Raw genomic sequence first — 18,740 nt, 5'->3', positions numbered from 1 at the left:
TGTGCCGAGGTTCGCCCTGGTCGTGACGTTGCTGGTGGCGCTGGGAGCGTGCACCTCGACACCGCCGGAGCCGACCGCCGTGCCCACGTCGTCCAGCACGCCACCACCGCGGGAACAGGTGTACGTGTCGATCGGCGACTCCTACGCCACCGGCTTCAGCCCGAACGGCACCGGTGAGAGCTTCGCGCAGATCATCGCGAAGCAGCAGGACCTCCAGCTGGTCAACCTCGCCTGCAACGGCGCCACCTCGGCCGATCTCGGCGCGAAGCCCGCGTGCGGACCCGACGCCGGTGGCAGGACACAGCTCGACGCCGCGGTGGAGACGCTGAAGAGCGGGAAGACCGCCCTGGTCACGGTGGTGATCGGCGGCAACGACCTGACGCCGTGCGCGATCGCCCCGGACCCGCTGGACTGCGCGACCAGGACCGTCGCCGGTATCCAGACCAACGTCGCGGGCGCGCTCTCCGAGCTGAGGGACGCCGCGCCGGACGTGAAGATCGTCGGCCTGACCTACCCGGACGTGTTCCTCGGCGCGTGGGTGAACCCGTCGTTCCCGAACGGCAAGAACCTCGCGACGCTGTCCGTCACGATGTTCCAGGACTTCAACACGAGGATCGCGGCCCAGTACGCCCAGTTCGGCGCGAAGTTCGCCGACGTCACGAGCGCCACCGGCGGCTACGGCGCGCTGACCGAGCTGACCCAGGACCCGAAGTACGGGCAGGTCCCGGCGTCCGTGGCCAAGGTGTGCGCGCTCACCTACTTCTGCGACCGCACCGACGTGCACCCGACCCCCGCGGGGCACCAGGCGATCGCCGAGACCGTAACGGCAGCGGGTCGCTGAGAGACGAACCAGGGCAGGGTTCTCCCCGTATTACCCGAAAGACCCTGTTGATCAGCTCGCTCACCTGACAGGCTCTGGAACCGTTGCCGCGACTAGGAAGAGTGCTTGATGACCGTGCTCCCGCACACGACCGACGCCCTGCACCGGCTCAGCGACGCCGTCGACGGCTTCCTGCGCGGTGAGAGGGAGTTGAACCTGAGCGACCCGTCCGCGCACATGCTGGTGGGGGGCCGTCTGCACGCGCTCGGGGTGCAGATCCACGCGGCCTTGCTCGCGGGAATCCAGGAGGAGGACATCGCCGCGGTCGTGCAGCCGGCGCGGTCGGCGTGTGCGCGTTCACCCTTCATGCGCGACGAGAACGAGTGGGCCCGCGGCTACCCCAGCGACTTCCGGCTGCTCGACCACGTCCTCGCGCAGAACGTCGAGGCAGCGCCGGGCACGCTCGGCTGGCACGTCGAGACGCACCTGCAGGGCGTGGCGATCACGCACCAGCTGCGCAACCGCGTGCTGCACCAGACCCGGCTGATCGGCGACACCCTGACCGCGCAGCGCGGCGGTCCCGTCTCGATCCTGCTGATCGCCTCCGGCACCGCGCCGGACCTGCGGCGCATCCCGCCGAACATCGTGCGGCCCGGCGACCGGTTCGTGCTCACCGACGTCGACCCGGACGCGCTGGAGCTCGCCGAGCAGCGGCTCGGCCCGCTGCTCGGCGCCACGACCACGTTCAGCGGCAACGTGTTCCGCGCGATCCCGAAGATCGCCGAGCAGGGCCCGTTCGACCTCGTGCTGGTCAACGGCCTCTACGAGTACCTCAACGACCGGGCGGCCGTGCGGCTGACCGAGGCCGTGCTGACGAGGCTCGTCCGTCCCGGCGGCCTGTTCCACTTCTCCAGCCTCACCGGCGGCAACCCGTTCCGCTACGCGCTCGAGTATCTGATGGAGTGGCAGGTGATCGAACGCGACGAGCACGCCGTGCGCGCGCTGCTGCCGGGGTACGACGTGTCGGTGGGCCACGACCAGACCGGGCTGGCGCTGCTCACGCACGTCCGAACCAGGCGGGGATGACGTCCCGCACGTAGGCGGTGATGCACTCGGCGGTGGGGCCGGACAGGACCTCACCGGCGAAGTGCGCGCCGTCGCGGCCCTGCAGTGCGTTCACCTCGTCGAACCAGCCGTTCCTGACCGCCTCCGCGCTCGGGTACACCGGCCGTTCGACGATGATCTGAGCGGGTTTCGCGGTGACGACGACCTTCTCGTAGCGCTCGCGGAGTTCGTCGATGCCGGTGACGCGGTGGCCGGTGCGGACGACGAGCCCGAGTCGTCGACGATGCGGTGCAGGAAGCTGACGAACCCGGCCGGGAAGCTCGACGCGACCGGCCGGCGGGCGTTCCGGCGCGGCGACCTCGGAAGGGCTTCGCACTGCTGCAAGCGCACGTCGACGAGTTGCTGGAGACCGGCAACGTGGTCGCGGCGAGCGTGGTGGCCGTCGGGTTCATCGCGATCACCCGCGAGACCGTGCCGGACGCAGCGGCACGCGTACCCGGCCACCGAATCGTCCGGAATGGACGACCGGCAGGCGTTGCACCACCTGAGGAACGCGCTCAGCGCAGGCCGTGCGCGATCCGGGTCACGAAGGCCGCCAGCCGGTCGGGCGTGAACTTCTCCGGGTCGGTGAGCACGAGCCGTCCGGACATCTCCGCCAGCGCCAGCATCGCGTGCCCGAGCAACGCCGAGTCGAGGTCGTCCAGGCGGCCGAGTTCCTCGAGCCCCAGCGCCGCCAGGTCCTCGATCTGCGCCAGCACCCCGGCACGCACCAGTTCGACCTGCGCGCGGAACTCGGCGGGCGTGCCCTCGGGCGGCAACAGCACGAGCCGCCACCGGTCGGGCGCCTCCACCACGGCGTTCACGAACGCGCGCACGGCGTCGGCGAACGCGTCGTCGGGCGAGCGGGTCGCGAAGTCGGTGGGCAGCGCGGCGAGGACCTGCTCGGTCGCGCGCCCCGCCTCCCGTTCGAGCAGTGCGCCGATGAGCTCACCGCGGTTCGCGAACAGGTCGTAGAGCACGGGCTTGGTGACCTCGGCCTGCTTCGCCACCGACTCCATCGTGACGGTGTCGAAGCCGGCCGGGATCAGGCTCAGGGCGGCGTCCAGCAGCTGCTCGCGGCGCTGCTCGGGAGGCAGGCGGCGGGCGTACTTGCGACGCGTTGTGTTCACGCGACCATATTGCTACGGTGGCGTAGCTTTCACAAAGCTACGGTGCCGTAGTAATTGGCGGAGGTACTGCGATGGAGCCGGACAACCTCGTTCTGCAGCCGCGTGACGTGCGGTTCGACTGGTCGACCCTGCCGATGCACTGGGTCCCGGACGAGCCGGTGACCACGCACGTCATGAACGTCCTGCACCTGCTGCTGCCCGAGGGCGAGCGGTGGTTCGTGCGCACGTTCCAGCAGGCCGTGCCGCTGATCACCGACGACACGCTGCGCGAGGACGTGCTCGGCTTCATCGGCCAGGAGGCGATGCACGCCGAGGCGCACAGCGAGGTCCTCGACCACCTGCTCGAGAACGGCCTGGACCCGCGCCCGTTCACGCGCGAGATGGAGCACGTCTTCCAGCGCATCCTCGCGCCCACGCCGGGTCTCGGCCCCGAGCAGGCACGTGAGCAGCTCGTCGAACGCGTCGCGATCGTCGCCGCCATCGAGCACTTCACCGCGTACCTGGGCGACTGGATGCTGAACGCCGACGCGCTGGACCGGGCGGGCATCCACCCGGTGATGCTGGACCTGCTGCGCTGGCACGCGGCCGAGGAGGTCGAGCACCGCAGCGTCGCGTACGAGCTGATGTGCCACCTGGACCGCCGGTACGTGCGGCGAGCGCGGACGATGCTGCTGGTCGCGCCGGTGCTGTTCGGGCTGTGGGTGCGGGGTGCGCGGTTCATGGTGCGCGCGGACCGGACGACGCGGGTGCGGCTGACCTGGCGCGAGGCGATGCGGGCGGGACGGCGGGGGTTGCTGCCGCGGCTGTCGGAGATCTTCCGGGCGTTCCTGCGGTACTTCCACCCCTCCTACCACCCGCGGCAGGAGGGGTCGACCTCGCAGGCGATCGCATACCTGGCGAGCTCGCCGGCGGCACGGGAGGCGCACTGATGGCGCGAGGTCCGGTGCTGGGCGGCTTGACCCGGTTCGGCACCTTCTACGACGCCGCCGTCACCCGGTTCGGCGGGCGGGCCCGGCCCGGCGTGGCGCGGGATGCCCTGTGGCTCACCGTTGTCGAACGCTCACAGGTCGCGGACGGCGTGGTCAGCCTGCGATTGGGCGGCGCCCCGGTGCCCGCCTGGCAGCCGGGGTGCCACGTCGACCTGCACCTGCCGTCCGGGCTGCGCCGCCAGTACTCGCTGTGCGGCGACCCCGGCGACAGCACCTACCGGATCGCGGTGCGCGAGGTGGGCGCAGGGTCGCGGGAGGTGCAGGCGCTGCGGGTCGGTGACCGGATCCAGGTGCGCGGGCCGCGCAACGCGTTCCCGTTCGCCGGACTCGGGCCGGTGGTGTTCGTGGCGGGCGGGATCGGGATCACCGCGATCCTGCCGATGGTGCAGGCGGCGGCACGGGCGGGGCTCGACTGGCGGCTCGTGTACCGCGGGCGGTCGAGGGCGGCGATGCCGTTCCTGGACGAGCTCCCGGTCGGCGCGGTGGACGTGCGCATCGGACGCGGCGGGGCGTTGCTCGCGGACGCCCAGCCCCGCGGGGCGGTGTACTGCTGCGGGCCGTCGTCGATGCTGGAGCAGGTGCGCGCCGAGTTCTCGTCGCGGTGGCTGCACTTCGAGCGGTTCAGCCCGCCGGCGATCGTGAACGGGAAACCGTTCGCGGTGGAACTGCGGCGCAGCGGGGTAACCCTCGACGTGCCGGCCGACCGGTCGGCGCTCGACGTGATCAGGGACTTCCGGCCGTCCGTCGCCTACTCGTGCCGGCAGGGGTTCTGCGGCACGTGCGACGTGGGCGGTGTGCGGATCTGCGTGGACCGGCCCGACGGCGACCGACTCGTGTTGGAGGAACTGTGAAGGTGCGTTCCGGGGAAGTCGAACTCGCCGTGCAGGTGCGCGGCGGCGACGGGCCGACGGTGGTCCTGGTGCACGGGTATCCGGACACGCACGAGGTCTGGGACCGGGTGGCGGCGTTGCTGGAGGAGGACTTCCGGGTCGTCACCTACGACGTGCGCGGCGCCGGCGACTCGACCCCTCCGTCCACTGAGGACGGTTACCGGCTCGAACGGCTCGCGGCCGACCTGTTCGCGGTGATCGACGCGGTCAGCCCGGACGAGCCGGTGCACGTCGTCGGGCACGACTGGGGGTCGATCCAGTCGTGGGAGGCCGTGACGACGCCGGGCGCGCGGATCGCGACGTTCACCTCGATCTCCGGGCCGTGCCTCGACCACATGGGCCACTGGTCGCGCAAGGGCCTCTCGGTGGCGCGCCTGAGGCAGTTCTTCCGCTCCTGGTACATCGGCGCCTTCCACCTGCCGGTGCTCGCTCCACTGTTCTGGCGGCTCTACCTCGGGCCGCGCTGGGGTGCCGCCCTGCGCAGGCTCGAAGGCGTGCAGGTCACCCCCGCCCGCACGATCACCCGCGACGCCGTGCGCGGGATCTCGTTGTACCGGGCCAACATCCGCCAGGTGATGCGCTCACCCCGGCACCGGCTCGCGCCCATGCCGGTGCAGGTGATCCAGCCGACCCGCGACCGCTACATCCGCACCGAACCGCTCGACCTCGAACGCTGGGTGCCGTCGCTGACGCGGCGCAAGATCGCGGCCGGCCATTGGGCGCCGCTCAGCCACCCCGCGCCGCTGGCCCGCATGATCAGCGAGTTCGTCACCGACTCCACGCCCCGGCGCGAACTCGTCGTGATCACCGGTGGTGGCAGCGGTATCGGCCGGGCCACGGCGGTCGCGTTCGCCAGGACCGGCGCGCGGGTCGTGGTGTCCGATGTGGACTTCCGGGCCGCCGAGGAGACCGCCGACCTGGTCGACGGCCACGCCTACGAGGTGGACGTGCGGTCCGAGGAGGCCGTCCGGGCGTGGGCGCGGCAGGTCGCGGACGACCACGGCGTACCCGATGTGGTCGTGAACAACGCCGGCATCGGCCACTCCGGGTCGTTCATGTCGACCTCGACCTCGCAGTGGCAGCGGGTGCTGGACGTCAACCTGTGGGGCGTCGTGCACGGGTGCCGGGCGTTCGGCGAACTGATGATCGAACGCGGCGAGGGCGGGCACGTCGTGAACCTGTCGTCAGCGGCGGCCTACCTGCCGTCGAAGATCCTCTCCGCGTACGCCACCAGCAAGGCGGCGGTGTTCATGCTGTCGGACTGCCTGCGCGCCGAACTCGCGCCGCACGCCATCGGGGTGAGCGCGATCTGTCCCGGTGTGGTGAACACGAACATCACCGCCACCACGACGTTCTCCGGGGTGAGCGCGGACGAGCAACGCCGCAAGCAGGATCGCGCCTCGCGGATCTACGCGCGGCGAGGGTTCGGTCCGGAGGGGGTGGCGCGGGAGATCGTGCGCGCCGTGCGGAGGAACCGGCCGGTGGTGCCGGTGACGGTGGAGGCCAAGGCGGCGAGGGTGGCCAGCCGGGTGGCGCCGGGGTTGTTGCGCGGGTTCGCCAAGCTGGACGTGGGCTAGCGACTGGTCCCGGGCCAGGGGGAAGGGGTGTGGGGCGGCCTGACCAGCCGCCCCACACCCGCTCACCCGCTTGACCCCTGGGCCCGCTGAACGCGGCGGCCGTCGCGGCTCAGACCTCGGCCAGGTCTCCGCCGAACGCGGCCGCGAGCCGCAGCCACGGCGCGGCCTCCTCGGACCGGCCCTGACGCTCCAGCGTCCGCCCCAGCAGCAGGTGCGCGTAGTGCTCGACCGGGTCGCGGTCGACGATCACGCGGAGCTGCGCCTCGGCCTTGCCCAGCTGCGCCGAGTGGTAGTACGCCCGCGCCAGCAGGAGGCGGAGGTCCGTCTGGAACGGGACCTCGTCCGCCACCTCGGCGAGCAACTGCGCCGCCTTGATGTAGTCACGGGACTCGAACAGCAGCTGTGCGCGCTCCCACTTCTCGGCGGGAGTCTCGACGTGGTCCGGGTCGAACAGGTGCCGGACCGTGACCCAGCGGTCTGCCGCCACGCCACCGTTCGGCTGGTAGGCGTGGAATCCCGTGCTGTCGTGCACGGAGAACTCGTTCATGAGGAGAACCTCCCTTCCGTTCGCGTTCAACGCGCGGGCGGCACAGGTATTCCCCATGCGGTGTCAGACCCGGCGCACGATCCGCAACGACTGCGCGTACGTGCCCGTTCCGTCCAAAGTGGAGGCGCCGCCGAGGTCGCTCATCGTGGGGCCGTTCACCGTCTTGCGGCTGGAGGCGAACCGGTACCGGCCGTCCTGGTCACGGCCGACGTACACGCCCACGTGATCGAGCCGGCCCGCGACCTCGTCGGAGTCCGCGTCGAACACCACCAGGTCGCCGGGCCGGACGTCGGCGTAGGTGCCGTCGTCGTGCACGATCACACCGGGACCGTTCGGGCCGATGTCGCGGGATCGGCGCGGGAGGTGGCCGGCGGCGGTGCCGGTGTAGGTCATCGGCACGCCGAGGTGGTAGCCGAAGACCATCCGGACCATGCCCGAGCAGTCCAGCGTGCGGTGCCACTGCGGGCCGGGCGCGGGCCGCACCTGGCCGTCGGGGTACGTCCACGCGATGCCCATGTACTCGTGGAAGTCCGCGCCCTCGACGCGGGTGCCGTCCGGGTTCAGCGGGCCGTACCCGGACTCGCCGAGCCGCTGCACGCCGCCCTCGAAATGCGGTGCCGCACCTGTTTGCAGCATCGCGCAGTAGGCCAGCACGTCGGGTGAGATGTCCGTCGCCCAGGCCCGGACGCGCGCGTCGATCTCGTCGTTCCAGCCGGAGAACGGTGCGGGCAGCAGGCGCGCCCACGTGTCGTGCGTGACCACCGGCGGGCGGGCCCAGGTGCCGCTCGCCGCGAACTCGTGCACCAGCGCCAGGTTCGAGGTGGTGCTGTTCGTCGCCGCGAAGGCGCGCACGCCCAGCTTGCCCGCGCCGAACGTCGTGTCCTGCACGGTGTGCGTCCAGCCGGGTTCGGGTGTGCCGTCACGCCACGCCTTGGCCTGCGAGGTGCTGCCGGACCGGGCCACGCGGACGTGCCAGCGGCCGATGCCGGTGCCGACGTTCACCCCGGCGGCGAGTGCCACGGAGACGTTGTCCAGTTCGCGGTCGACGCTGAGCCGGACGGAGCCGCCGGGGCTGAACGCGAGCCGGGCGCGGTAGTGGTGGTTGTAGTCCTGGTAGCCGAACGTCACGGCGATCGACGAGTCCGCACCCACCGGTGCCGCGCTCAGCGAGACCGTGGCGACGCAGTCGAAGTCGCCGATCGCCGGGTCGTTCAAGGTCATGAAGTGGCTGGAGTTGGTCTTCGCCAGCTCGATCACGCCCTGGCCGGGCTCGACCCGGTAGTTCGCGGTCTCGCCGTTCGTCTTGATCCACCGTCCGCCGCCCGGCGACGTGCCCCAGCCGCCGGAGACCGTGCGGGCGAACACGTCCGCGAACGGCCGCTTCTGCTCGCTGAACGACCGCCGCGGGCCCCGCACGGTCACGGTGCGGGCGCCTGTCGTGAGCGTTGCCAGCAGGCCCTTCGAGTCGGACACCCCGGTGCGCCCGCCCGCCAACGCCTCGACGGTGAGGGCTCCTCGCACCGGGTCCGGGAACCAGCCCGGGTCGCCGAACGCGACCAGGCCGGGAATCCGCTGACGCGCGAACGACACCACGTCCCCCTCCGCGGCTGCGGCCGAGGCGGCAACGGCGTGCGCGGGCTGCGAACCCACCAGCGGCACCGCGGCGCCGGCCGCGAACGCGGCCAGCACGGATCTGCGGTTCAAAGACGGCATCTCTACTCCCCCAGGACGGACATCACGTCGATGACGTGATCCTCCCAGATCTGCCGGGACACCTCCTCGGGATAGGCGACGACCTCGTCCTGGACGCCGAACACCCGCGTCAGCCGGTGCGCGGAGTCGTGGGCGGGCCACGGGTCGCCGCCGATCGCGAACCCGCTCCACGCCGTCCGCATCCGCGCCGACACCTCCTCGGTCGCCGCGGTGACCTCCCCGAGCACCGCGGCCGTCCCACCGCGGCCGAGGTTGCCGAACACCAGCGGCACGTCCAGGCCGTGGCACGCGCGGAACGTCTCGGTGGGCGCGAAGGTCACCTCGTAGACGTGGGCACGTCCGCCCCCGGCGACCTGGGCCTCGGCGAGGTGCAGCGACGGCATCCGGAACAGCCAGTCCGAACACACCGCCTCGAACAACTCCTCCGGTGCCAGCGCGGGGTAGACCAGTCCGGGCGCGAACACCTCCAGCGCCTGCGCCGCCTGCTCCGCCGTGATCTGGCCGACCAGCCCGTCCAGCACGGAGAGCAGGCGTTGCTCGTCCCGCGTGTGCCCGGCGACCAACGCGACGGACCGCCCGGCGCCCGCCCGCAACGCCTCCCACGGCGTCACCGGCAGCACGTCCCCGTCGACCACGGGAGCGAACGGGATCCGCTTGTGCGCGGCCTGACCCCAGCGCGGGAACCGAGTCATCTTCGCCATGACCTCGTCACCGGCGGCCGTCAGCAACTCGGGCTCCACAGTGGACAGATCAGCCGCGGTGGCACGCAGGCCCAGTTCGGCCGCGCACACCGACGCGATGTCGGCGGCCAGGTCCGGCGCGAAGAACACCCCTGGCACGCTGCTCGCGATCGCCCGGCCGAACAGCCCGGCGGCACGCGGCATGGCGAGCAACGCCGCGACCGATCCCCCACCCGCCGACTGCCCGAACACCGTCACCCGGTCCGGATCCCCGCCGAACGCACGGATGTTGGCGTTCACCCACTCCAGCGCGGCCACCTGGTCGAGCAGGCCGCGGTTGGCCGGAGCGCCGTCGACCTGGAGGAACCCCTCGACGCCCACCCGGTAGTTGAACGTCACCACGACGACGCCGTCCGCCGCCAGCCGCGTGCCGTCGTACTCGGGCAGGCCGGACATCCCGACCGTGTAGCCGCCGCCCTGGATCCACACCATCACCGGCAGCCCGCCGGACAGGTCGGGGGACCAGACGTTGACCGTCAGCCACTCGTCGCCGGACGCGCCGATGCCGTCCATCCCGAACACCGCGGCCTGCGGTGGCGGCGGCCCGAACGAGACCGCCTCCCGCACGCCGTCCCACGGCACGACCGGACGCGGCGCCGCGAACCTGTTCTCCCCCAACGGAGGCGCTGCGAACGGGATGCCGCGGAACACCGCCGTTCCCGCCTCGACCGTGCCGCGAACCGTCCCGCCGGTGACCCGTGCTTCGACCATGCCGGGAATCGTCACCGCACCGTCGCCGGGAACGCCAGGGATTTACCGTTCACCGGATCGGGCCCCGGCCACGACGGTCAGGCCGTCACGACGACCTTGGCCCGCGCGTGCTCCAGGGCGTACCTGCCGAGCTTCAGCCGTCGCACCGCCCGCACCTCGGGCCGCACGCGCGGATCCGGTGCGGCCAGGCGGCGCATGCCGTGCTGATCGGTGTGCAGCTCCAACGACCGGACGAGCGGCCAGCCGGGCCGCACGAACCCGGACTCCAGCGCCGCGACCCACGAGTACGGTGCCTCCCGCACGTCGTCCGGCCAGCCGGCCGGCGATCCGTTCCTCGATCTCCGCCGGGTCCGGCGGCACCGCGGCACAAAGCGCGCGGAACGCCAACCGGGTCGGCGTTCCGCGCAGCGCTCTGTCGACGTTCACCCGCGAGAACCTACTGGGGCAGCTCCGCGCCCGTCTGCTCCTTGACCATGTACTCGGCGTACCAGTCGGGCCAGTTCACGTCGTACTCGCCGCCGTTGCGCTTCTCGTGCTCGCCGTGCGCCACCGCGGCCCTGCGCAACGCCGCCGCGAGGTCGGTGATCGACGTGTACGAGGTGTCGTCGGCGTCCACCCGGCCGGGCAGGCGGGTCGTGACCTCCTGCAGGACCCACAGGTTGCCGTCCGGGTCGGCGAACTCCGCCCGCGTGACGTAGCTGCGGCGCTCGGGGTCCGCGCCTTCGACGGGCCCGTCCGGTCCGCCGTGGTAGAGCGGCCCGACCTCGATCCCGGCCGCGAGCAACGCCTCGTGCGTCTCGACGACGTCGGCGACGATCAGGAAGTGGCGTCCCGACCCGGGTTCCGCCGTCGTCACGCCCTCACCGAAGTGGATGGACGCGTTCGACCCGTGCGGCGTGTACTGCACGACCCACGGCGGCGTGACGTCCTGGCGCCACCCGAGCCGGCTGTAGAACTCCTTGGCGCGCTCGACGTCCGTGACGCCGATGGCGGTGACCTCGAGCTTCATGTCGATCTCTTCGAGCTTCACTTCGCTACTTCCTTCGCGAGGTCGCGGAGGGCGTTGAGGAACGCCTCCGAAAAGGTGGGGAACGGCTGGATCACGTCGAGCAGCACCGCCAGCGGCACCTTCGCCCGGATCGCGACGGTGGCCTGCTGCAGCCACTCCCCCGCTTCCGGACCGACGGCGTACGCGCCGGTGAGCACCTCGCCGTCGGACACGAGCGTCAAGAACCCAGGTCGTGTGTCGTACTCACGGGTGTAAGTGGCCGTGCGCGCAACACCGGACAGGTGCGCGGTAGCCGTGTACTTCCCTTCAGCGGCACCGACGGCGGCGACTTCGGGAGTCGTGAACACCACTCGTGGCACCGCGTCGTAGTTCACGACGGCTTGCTGTCCGAGGATGTTCGCGGCGGCCACGCGCCCCTGGTACTTGCCGACGTGCGTCAGGTTCCACTGCCCGGTCACGTCACCGACGGCCCAGACACCGTCCGTCACGTTCATCCGCGCGTCGGTCCTGATCCCACGCGGATCCGCTTCGACGCCGACGTTCTCGAGTCCGATGTCGTCGACGCGGGGCCGCCGCCCGGTGGCGACGAGCAGCTTGTCGCCGCGCAACCGCGAGCCGTCCGGGAAGTCGAGCACGTACTCGCCGCCGACGAACGACGCCCTGCTGGCGTGCGACCCGAGGTGCAGTTCGATCCCGTCCGCCGCCAGCGCCTCGGTCAACGCCCGCCCGGCCGCCTCGGGTTCGCGGGGCAACACCCGGTCCGCACCCTCGACCAGAGCGACCTCGGCGCCGAAGCTCCGGAACGCCTGCGCCATCTCGACACCGACGGGCCCGCCACCGAGCACCAGCAACCGCCGCGGGATCTCCCGGACGCCGGTGGCCTCCCGGTTGGTCCACACGTCCAGCTCGCTCAGCCCGGGAATCGGCGGGAGGAACGGCGCGGAGCCGGTGGCGATGACGATGTGGCCGGCCTCGTAGCGCTGCCCGTCCACTTCGACCACGCCGGGCGCGGCGATCCGGCCGTGCCCGCGCAGCACGTCGATCCCGGCGCCCTCGGCCCACTTAGCGCCGCCCGTGTCGTCGTAGGACGAGACCATGAAGTCCCGCCACGCCAGCACGGCCTCGACGTCGACCGGACCGGTCACCGCCGCGCGCGCTCCGGGGACCTGCCGTGCCGCCGCGAGCACCTCGCCTGCGCGCAGCAACGTCTTGGACGGGATGCAGGCGAAGAACGAGCACTCCCCGCCCAGCAACTCGCGCTCGACCACGGCCACCCGCAGCCCGCCCTCGGCGACGGCCGCGGCGAAGTGCTCGCCGGGCGACCCGCCGCCGATGACGATCACGTCGTACCGGGTGGCCATCACACACGCCCCGGCAAGCGAGTCGTGACCTCCTGGAGCACCCAGCCGTTGCCGTCCGGGTCGCTGAACGACGCGAACGACCCGTAGCTGGCCCGGCCGGGGTCCGCACCGGCGACCCGTCCCTCGGTACCGGCGTGGTGGAACACCCCGGTCTTGTCGTGGAAGACCTCGCTGACGTCCACACCGCGGCCGATCAGGTCCTCGCGGGCGGCCTCGACGTCGGACACGATCAGGTGCAGCCCCTCGACGCTGCCCGGCTCGGCGTTCGACACGCCGGTGCCGAAGATGATCGAGGCGGGCGACCCGGTGGGCGTGAACTGCACCAGCCGGTAGCCCTCGTCGTCCGCGAACTCGGCGTCGAAACGCCAGCCCAGCGCCTTGTAGAAGTGCACGGCCCGGTCGATGTCGCTGACCGGGATGACGGTCACCTCGAACCTGTAGTCCATCGTGGTCATCTCCTCGTTCGGTCGATGACACGACTCTGCTCCCGCACGGGCCCCGTTCGAACCCGTGGAACACCCTGGTGGGTCCCTGGCCCGTAGGCTCGGGCCCGTGTCGGACGAAGGACTGCTGGGCAGGCGCACCGAGGGCGAGACGCTGGACCGGCTGCTCACGCAGGTGCGCTCCGGCGCAGGTCAGGTGCTCGTGCTGCGCGGCGAGGCGGGGATCGGCAAGACCGCGCTGCTCGACCACGTGTCGAGCAGGGCCGACGGGTTCCGGGTCGCCCGGGCCGCGGGCGTCGAGTCCGAGAGCGCGTTCCCGTACGCGGGCCTGCACCAGCTGTGCGTGCCGTTCCTCGACCGCCTGGAGCACCTGCCCGCCCCGCAACGCGAGGCGCTGGCCACCGCGTTCGGCATGGCCACCGGCCCGCGGCCGACCCGGTTCATGGTCGGCCTGGCGGTCCTGACGCTGCTGGCCGAGGTCGCCGACGAACAGCCCCTCGTGTGCCTGGTGGACGACGCGCAGTGGCTCGACTCGATGTCGTCGGCGGTGCTCGGGTTCGTCGCCCGCAGGTTGCTGGCCGAACGGATCGCGCTGCTGTTCGTGCTGCGCGAGGGCAACGACTACCTCGACGGGCTGCCCGAGCTGCACGTGCGCGGCCTCGACGACGCCGACTCCCGCGCGTTGCTGGAGTCGGTGATCAAGGGGCCGGTGGACGGCCGGGTGCGCGACCGGATCGTGGCCGAGGCGCGCGGCAACCCGCTCGCGTTGCTGGAGCTGCCGCGGGCCTGGACCACCGCCGAGCAGGCCGACGGGTTGGACGCCGGAGGGCTGACCAGCCGCATCGAGGCCGGGTTCGCCCGGCAGATCGACGAGCTGCCCACCGACACCCGGCTGCTGATGCTGACCGCCGCCGCCGAACCGCTGGGCGACGCCACCCTGCTCTGGCAGGCCGCCGGGCTCCTCGGGCTGGGCGCCGACCCCGCCGCGGCCGCGCTGAACACCGGGCTGGTCGAGTTCGGGGCCCGCGTCCGGTTCCGGCACCCGCTGGTGCGCTCGGCCGTCTACCGGTCGGCGCAGGTCAGCGACCGGCTGAGAGTCCACAACGCACTCGCCGACGTGACCGACGAGGCCATCGACCCCGACCGCCGCGCGTGGCACCGCGCCCAGGGCACCGCCGCGCCGGACGAGACCGTCGCCGCGGCGCTCGAGAACACCGCCGGTCGCGCGCAGGCCAGGGGCGGACTGCTCGCCGCGGCCGCGTTCCTGGAGCAGGCCGCCGTCCTCACCCCCGACCCCGGCCGCCGTGCCGACCGCGAGCTCGCCGCCGCCAGGGCCAAGCGCGAGGCGGGATCGCTTCCCGCCTCGCTCCGGCTGCTCAGCGCCGTCGAGGCGGGCCCGCCGGACGAACTGCGCAGCGCCCAGGTCGAGCAGCTGCGCGGGCACATCGCGTTCGACCAGCGGCGGGTGGCCGAGGCCGCGCCGCTGCTGTTCAGCGCCGCGGCGAGGCTCACCCCGTTCGACGCCGGCCTGGCCCGCGAGACGCACCTGGAGGCGTTGTCGGCGGAGATCTGGGCCGGGACGCCGCACACCGCCCGCACCGCGCCCCCGCCCGGCGTGCCGCCGTGTGCTCTGGACCTGGTGCTCGACGCGCTGACGATCCGGCTCACCGAGGGCTACGCGGCGGCCAGGGAACCGATGACACGGGCGCTCGGCGAGGTGGCGGCGCTCAAGACGGGCACGCCGTGGCTCTTCGGCAACCGGGCGGCCGGGATCATCGCGAGCGAGCTGTGGGACTTCGAGGCGCGCCGGGCGTTCGCGCACCAGCAGGTCAGGCTCGCCCGTGACGCCGGGGCGCTCGTGCAGTTGCAGTTCGCGCTGAACTTCCTGGCGGACAACGAGATCATGGCCGGTGAGCCCGCCGCCGCGCAGGCGTTGATCGAGGAGGACCGGCGGATCGCGGAGGTCACCGGCACCCCGGCCGTCGGCTATTCGGTGCTGATGCAGGCCGCCTTCCGGGGCGAGGACCTGTCGACCGCGGCCCGGACCGAGGCGCTGGCGTCAGGCCAGGGCAGGCTCGCCGTGTTCGCCGACTGGACGCTCGCGATCCTCCACAACGGACTGGGCCGCCACGACCTCGCCCTCACCGCCGCCCGGCGCGTGCCCGAGACCCTGGTCTACAGCTGCCTGATCACGTCCGAACTCGCCGAAGCCGCCTCCCGCACCGGTGACGCCGGCGTGGTCGCCGCCGCGCTCGAACGTTCGGAGCAGTGGGTCGACACGCCGTGGTCGCTGGGCGTCAAGGCGAGGCTCCGGGCGTTGAACGGCGACCCCGCCGGGTTCGCCGAGTCGATCATCCACTTCGGACAGACCGCGCTGCGCACCGAACTCGGCCGCGCCCACCTGCTGCACGGCGAGTGGCTGCGCCGCGAAGGCCACCGGGTGGAGGCCCGCGAGCAACTCCGCACCGCCCACGAAGTCCTGACGGCGGCGGGGATGCCGACGTTCGCCGACAGGGCGTGGCGCGAGTTGCAGGCGACCGGCGAGACGGCGCGCAAGCGCACCGCCGAGCCGACCGACGACCTGACCGCGCAGGAGTACCAGATCGCGAAGCTCGCCAAGGAGGGCTTCTCCAACCCGGAGATCGGCACGCGGCTGTTCCTCAGCCCGCGCACCGTGGAGTGGCACCTGCGCAAGGTGTTCGGCAAGGTCGGCGTGACCTCGCGCCGCCAGCTCCGCGACGCGCAGTTCTGACGGGCGGGGGCTCGGCGGTGTCCCCGTCGAGCCCCCCGCCCAGGCTCCGTCAGGTCAGCTGACCGTCCACTGCAGAGCGGTCACCGGTGCCAGGGACTCACCGGTCAACCCGACGATCACACCGTTGTTGTTGATGTCGACCGCCTCCACCCTGCGCGCGCCCGCCGGGCGGCCCAGGTTCAGCGCGGTCCCGGTCGCGTCCCAGCGCATCGGCAGGTTGTCGTACACCGTCGTGGTCTCGAAGCCCACCGCGACGCCGTGGTCGTTGAGGCCGCGCGGATGCGTGTTGGCACCGTAGGTGGTGATGATCGTGCCGTCGGCACCCCAGCGGACACCGAGAACGCTGACGCTGCCGTCGGTGTAGGCCTCGCCGACCACCTCGCCGTGCCGGTTCACCGCCCTGCCGTACGTCGGGGCGCGCTGCGCGAGTCCGGTGAGGACGGTCACCGAGCCGTCGGGGTTCCACCGCACCGCCTGCGAGTCCTTGCCCGCGGCCCAGACGCTGCCGGCGGCGTAGCCGTTCGCGGCGCCGGTCAGCGAGGCCGACGTCATGCCGGCGGGCATCGCCAGCACGGTGGGCACGCCGGCCGCGTCCCAGCGCACCGGCAGTTGCGACCCGTTGCCGTTGCCGATGGAGCCGTAGACGGTGCCGCTGTCGTCGATCGCCTGGCCCGAGGCGAACGGGTAGCCCTCGACGGCTTGCAGCACCTGGTACGTGCCGTCCGAGTGGAACCGGGTCGCGCTGCTGTGCACGAACGGTTCCCCGGTGCTGCCCGACATCGTGCCGCTGCTGTTGATCGACGTCAGCCGGGTGGTCAGGCCGGCGGGACCGGGCACCTCGGTCGGTGTGCCGTCGTACTTGACGCCGCGTTCGTACGCGGTGTCGGCGCGGGACCTGCCCACGGCGACGCCGGCGTCGTTGATCGCCATCGCGCCGTGGTAGAGGCCACCGGGAAGGCCGCCGAGTTCGGTGATGGTCGTGGTCGCCTGCGCCGGTGCGGCGGTGACGACCGTTGCCAGAAGTGCTGCGGACAGCACGAAACCCAGCCTTGTACGCATGTGAGCTCCCCCAGGAGTTTCGGTCGGCACCACCGTATCCACAAACCGGTCCGCTGACCAGGTTCACCGCGAGGCCACCGGGAGTCCGCGTCCGGGTGCGCGGGTGCACGCACTCGGACGCGGCCAGGACCACGGGACCCGCGCGCGAACGTCAGTTCCCGGCGTCCAGCCACTCCCGCAGCGACGTCGGCTGGAGCTGCGCACCCTCGTTGGGCACGAGCTGCTTGCCGGTCAGGAACGTGCCGAAGTACTTGGCCTGCGGGTCACCGAGGACCTCGCGCTCGTCCTTGCGCTGCTTCAGCACCGTGCGGATCCAGCCGTCCATGGTGAACTCCTCGGGCCCGCCGATCTCCAGCACGCCGTTCAGCGGCGCACCGGCGGCCGTGCGGCCCACGACCGCGGCCACGTCGGAGGCCGCGATCGGCTGGACGCCACCGTGCGGGAGGTGCACGGCGCCGTCCAGCTCGGCGGAGTTCGCGATGGCACCCGCGAACTCGAAGAACTGGGTGGCGCGGACGATCGAGTACGGCAGTCCCGACTCCGTGATGAGCTTCTCCTGCGCCACCTTCGCGCGCAGGTAACCGGATTCGGGCAGCTCGTCGGTGCCGACGATCGACAACGCGACGTAGTGGCCGACGCCTGCCGCAGCGGCGGCCTCGGTCAGGTTGGTCGTGGCGGTGGTGAAGAAGTTCATGACGTCGTCGTCGGCGAACGACGGCGAGTTCGACACGTCGATCAGCACGTCGGCGCCCTGCAGGACCTCCTTCACCCCCTCACCGGTCAGCGTGTTGACGCCGCTGTTCGGGGACGCGGGCACGGCGTCGTGGCCGTGCTCGCCGAGCCGCCGCACGACCTGGCTGCCGATCAACCCGGTGCCACCGATGACAACGATCCTCATGGGTCCGTCCCTCTCGTGAGCCCGCCGGAGCGCGGGCGTTCACGAGCTAAGACAGGACAGCCCCCGAGGTTGTGACAGGCCTACCGGAACGCAGCCAGCTTGTCGGGGTTGACCAGCCACAACACCTGGTCGATGCCTTCGGAGGACGCCGTCACGGTGATCACCGCGTAGGTGTCGCCCGCCTTGCTGAGCCGCACCGCGCTCTGCCCGTTCGCCTCGACGAACGACATCTCCGCGCCCGCCCAGAACGACGGCGCCCAGCCCGAGATGATCTTCGCCAGGGACTCCGCGCCGAAGAGCGGGCGCCCGGCCGCGCGGATGGCGCCGTTGCTGTCGGACCAGCTCACGACGTCCTGCGCGAACAGCTCCTCCAGCGCGGCCAGGTCACCGGCCTGCGCCGCCGCCACGAACGCCTCCAGCAGCTTGCGCTGGTCCGCCCGCTCGACCGGCACCCGGCGTTCGTCGGCGAGGTGCTTGCGCGCCCGGCTCACCAGCTGCCGCGTCGCGACCTCGCTGGTCTGCACGATCTCCGCGATCTCGCGGTACGGGTAGTCGAACGCCTCGCGCAGCACGTACGCGGCACGTTCGGTCGGGGTCAGCTTCTCCAGCAGCATCAGCACCGCGAGTTCCAGCACCGCGCCCTGCTCGGCCCCGACCTGCGGGTCCGCGGTGGTGTCGACGGGCTCGGGCAGCCACGGCCCGACGTAGGTCTCCCGGCGGGCGCGCGCGGTCTGCGACTCGTTGATCGCGAGCCGGGTGATCGCGGTCGCGAGGTACGCCTCGGCGTTGCGGACGGACGCGCGGTCCGCGAGCTGCCAGCGCAGCCACACCTCCTGCACGAGGTCCTCGGCGTCCGCGACGCTGCCGGTCATGCGGTAGGCGATGCCGAACAGCCTCGGCCGGGCCGCCGCGAACGCCGACTCGGCCTCGTCGAGCTGCTGGGTCATCAGCCACCCCTCTCCTCACGGCAACGTTAGCGCCGATCGGAGAGGGCGGT

At 72.1% G+C, this 18,740-nt stretch carries 18 protein-coding genes; 6 read left to right on the top strand and 12 right to left on the bottom strand.

What is annotated here, in order from left to right; all coding sequences use genetic code 11:
• Position 1: 1 nt before the first annotated feature.
• Entirely contained in the window at positions 2-841 is an 840-nt protein-coding gene (locus tag QSK25_RS02950) for an SGNH/GDSL hydrolase family protein (RefSeq protein WP_285632132.1), read from the top strand.
• Positions 842-949: 108 nt separating this feature from the next.
• Positions 950-1,906: a class I SAM-dependent methyltransferase gene (locus tag QSK25_RS02945; RefSeq protein WP_285632129.1), complete on the top strand. Its 957-nt coding sequence runs from the start codon at positions 950-952 to the stop codon at positions 1,904-1,906.
• Here the strand turns inward: QSK25_RS02945 and QSK25_RS02940 are convergent.
• Positions 1,878-2,261 (bottom strand): hypothetical protein, encoded by a 384-nt coding sequence (locus QSK25_RS02940; protein ID WP_285632126.1) that lies wholly within the window; start codon positions 2,259-2,261, stop codon positions 1,878-1,880. The genes QSK25_RS02945 and QSK25_RS02940 overlap by 29 nt on opposite strands.
• A gap of 181 nt (positions 2,262-2,442) precedes the next feature.
• Positions 2,443-3,054, bottom strand: coding sequence for a TetR/AcrR family transcriptional regulator (locus tag QSK25_RS02935; RefSeq protein ID WP_285632123.1), 612 nt, complete (start codon positions 3,052-3,054; stop codon positions 2,443-2,445).
• A 71-nt stretch (positions 3,055-3,125) separates the two neighbouring features.
• On the opposite strand from QSK25_RS02935, the gene QSK25_RS02930 reads away from it, so the two are divergent.
• Genes QSK25_RS02930 through QSK25_RS02920 form a run of 3 tightly spaced genes read left to right on the top strand, consistent with a single transcriptional unit; the run spans position 3,126 to position 6,510 of the window.
• Complete coding sequence (locus QSK25_RS02930) at positions 3,126-3,983, top strand: metal-dependent hydrolase (protein ID WP_285632120.1); 858 nt, start codon at positions 3,126-3,128, stop codon at positions 3,981-3,983.
• Complete coding sequence (locus QSK25_RS02925) at positions 3,983-4,894, top strand: PDR/VanB family oxidoreductase (protein ID WP_285632118.1); 912 nt, start codon at positions 3,983-3,985, stop codon at positions 4,892-4,894. Before QSK25_RS02930 ends, QSK25_RS02925 begins: the two co-directional genes overlap by 1 nt.
• A 2-nt stretch (positions 4,895-4,896) precedes the next feature.
• Complete coding sequence (locus QSK25_RS02920) at positions 4,897-6,510, top strand: SDR family oxidoreductase (RefSeq protein ID WP_285632115.1); 1,614 nt, start codon at positions 4,897-4,899, stop codon at positions 6,508-6,510.
• A 109-nt stretch (positions 6,511-6,619) separates the two neighbouring features.
• Here the strand turns inward: QSK25_RS02920 and QSK25_RS02915 are convergent, their stop codons facing one another.
• The 7 genes from QSK25_RS02915 to QSK25_RS02885 form a co-directional block, all read right to left on the bottom strand.
• Positions 6,620-7,057 (bottom strand): tetratricopeptide repeat protein, encoded by a 438-nt coding sequence (locus tag QSK25_RS02915; RefSeq protein ID WP_285632112.1) that lies wholly within the window; start codon positions 7,055-7,057, stop codon positions 6,620-6,622.
• Positions 7,058-7,120: 63 nt separating this feature from the next.
• Positions 7,121-8,770: an NlpC/P60 family protein gene (locus QSK25_RS02910; RefSeq protein ID WP_285632109.1), complete on the bottom strand. Its 1,650-nt coding sequence runs from the start codon at positions 8,768-8,770 to the stop codon at positions 7,121-7,123.
• Between the two features lie 2 nt (positions 8,771-8,772).
• Positions 8,773-10,221 (bottom strand): carboxylesterase/lipase family protein, encoded by a 1,449-nt coding sequence (locus QSK25_RS02905; protein WP_285632107.1) that lies wholly within the window; start codon positions 10,219-10,221, stop codon positions 8,773-8,775.
• Between the two features lie 77 nt (positions 10,222-10,298).
• Positions 10,299-10,523: a hypothetical protein gene (locus QSK25_RS02900; RefSeq protein WP_285632105.1), complete on the bottom strand. Its 225-nt coding sequence runs from the start codon at positions 10,521-10,523 to the stop codon at positions 10,299-10,301.
• Positions 10,524-10,657: 134 nt separating this feature from the next.
• Entirely contained in the window at positions 10,658-11,251 is a 594-nt protein-coding gene (locus QSK25_RS02895; protein WP_285632103.1) for a VOC family protein, read from the bottom strand.
• Positions 11,248-12,591 carry a dihydrolipoyl dehydrogenase family protein gene (locus tag QSK25_RS02890; RefSeq protein WP_285632100.1) on the bottom strand — a complete coding sequence of 448 codons (1,344 nt, stop codon included), beginning with the start codon at positions 12,589-12,591 and terminating at the stop codon, positions 11,248-11,250. The genes QSK25_RS02895 and QSK25_RS02890 overlap by 4 nt, the downstream gene beginning before the upstream one ends.
• Positions 12,591-13,037: a VOC family protein gene (locus QSK25_RS02885; protein WP_285632097.1), complete on the bottom strand. Its 447-nt coding sequence runs from the start codon at positions 13,035-13,037 to the stop codon at positions 12,591-12,593. The genes QSK25_RS02890 and QSK25_RS02885 overlap by 1 nt, the downstream gene beginning before the upstream one ends.
• 106 nt (positions 13,038-13,143) lie before the next feature.
• On the opposite strand from QSK25_RS02885, the gene QSK25_RS02880 reads away from it, so the two are divergent.
• Positions 13,144-15,786 (top strand): helix-turn-helix transcriptional regulator, encoded by a 2,643-nt coding sequence (locus tag QSK25_RS02880; RefSeq protein WP_285632094.1) that lies wholly within the window; start codon positions 13,144-13,146, stop codon positions 15,784-15,786.
• A gap of 54 nt (positions 15,787-15,840) precedes the next feature.
• Here the strand turns inward: QSK25_RS02880 and QSK25_RS02875 are convergent, their stop codons facing one another.
• The 3 genes from QSK25_RS02875 to QSK25_RS02865 form a co-directional block, all read right to left on the bottom strand.
• Positions 15,841-16,845: a hypothetical protein gene (locus QSK25_RS02875; RefSeq protein ID WP_285632091.1), complete on the bottom strand. Its 1,005-nt coding sequence runs from the start codon at positions 16,843-16,845 to the stop codon at positions 15,841-15,843.
• 151 nt (positions 16,846-16,996) lie between these two features.
• A complete protein-coding gene (locus tag QSK25_RS02870; RefSeq protein ID WP_285632088.1) occupies positions 16,997-17,743 on the bottom strand; it encodes an SDR family oxidoreductase in 747 nt (248 codons plus the stop codon).
• Between the two features lie 80 nt (positions 17,744-17,823).
• Positions 17,824-18,690: an RNA polymerase sigma-70 factor gene (locus tag QSK25_RS02865; protein WP_285632085.1), complete on the bottom strand. Its 867-nt coding sequence runs from the start codon at positions 18,688-18,690 to the stop codon at positions 17,824-17,826.
• Between the last annotated feature and the right edge of the window lie 50 nt (positions 18,691-18,740).

This window comes from Lentzea sp. NBRC 102530, assembly GCF_030269365.1.
Lineage (GTDB): Bacteria > Actinomycetota > Actinomycetes > Mycobacteriales > Pseudonocardiaceae > Lentzea.
The sequence above is the reverse complement of the archived record's forward strand: the minus strand, read 5'-3'. Positions and strand labels throughout refer to the sequence as shown.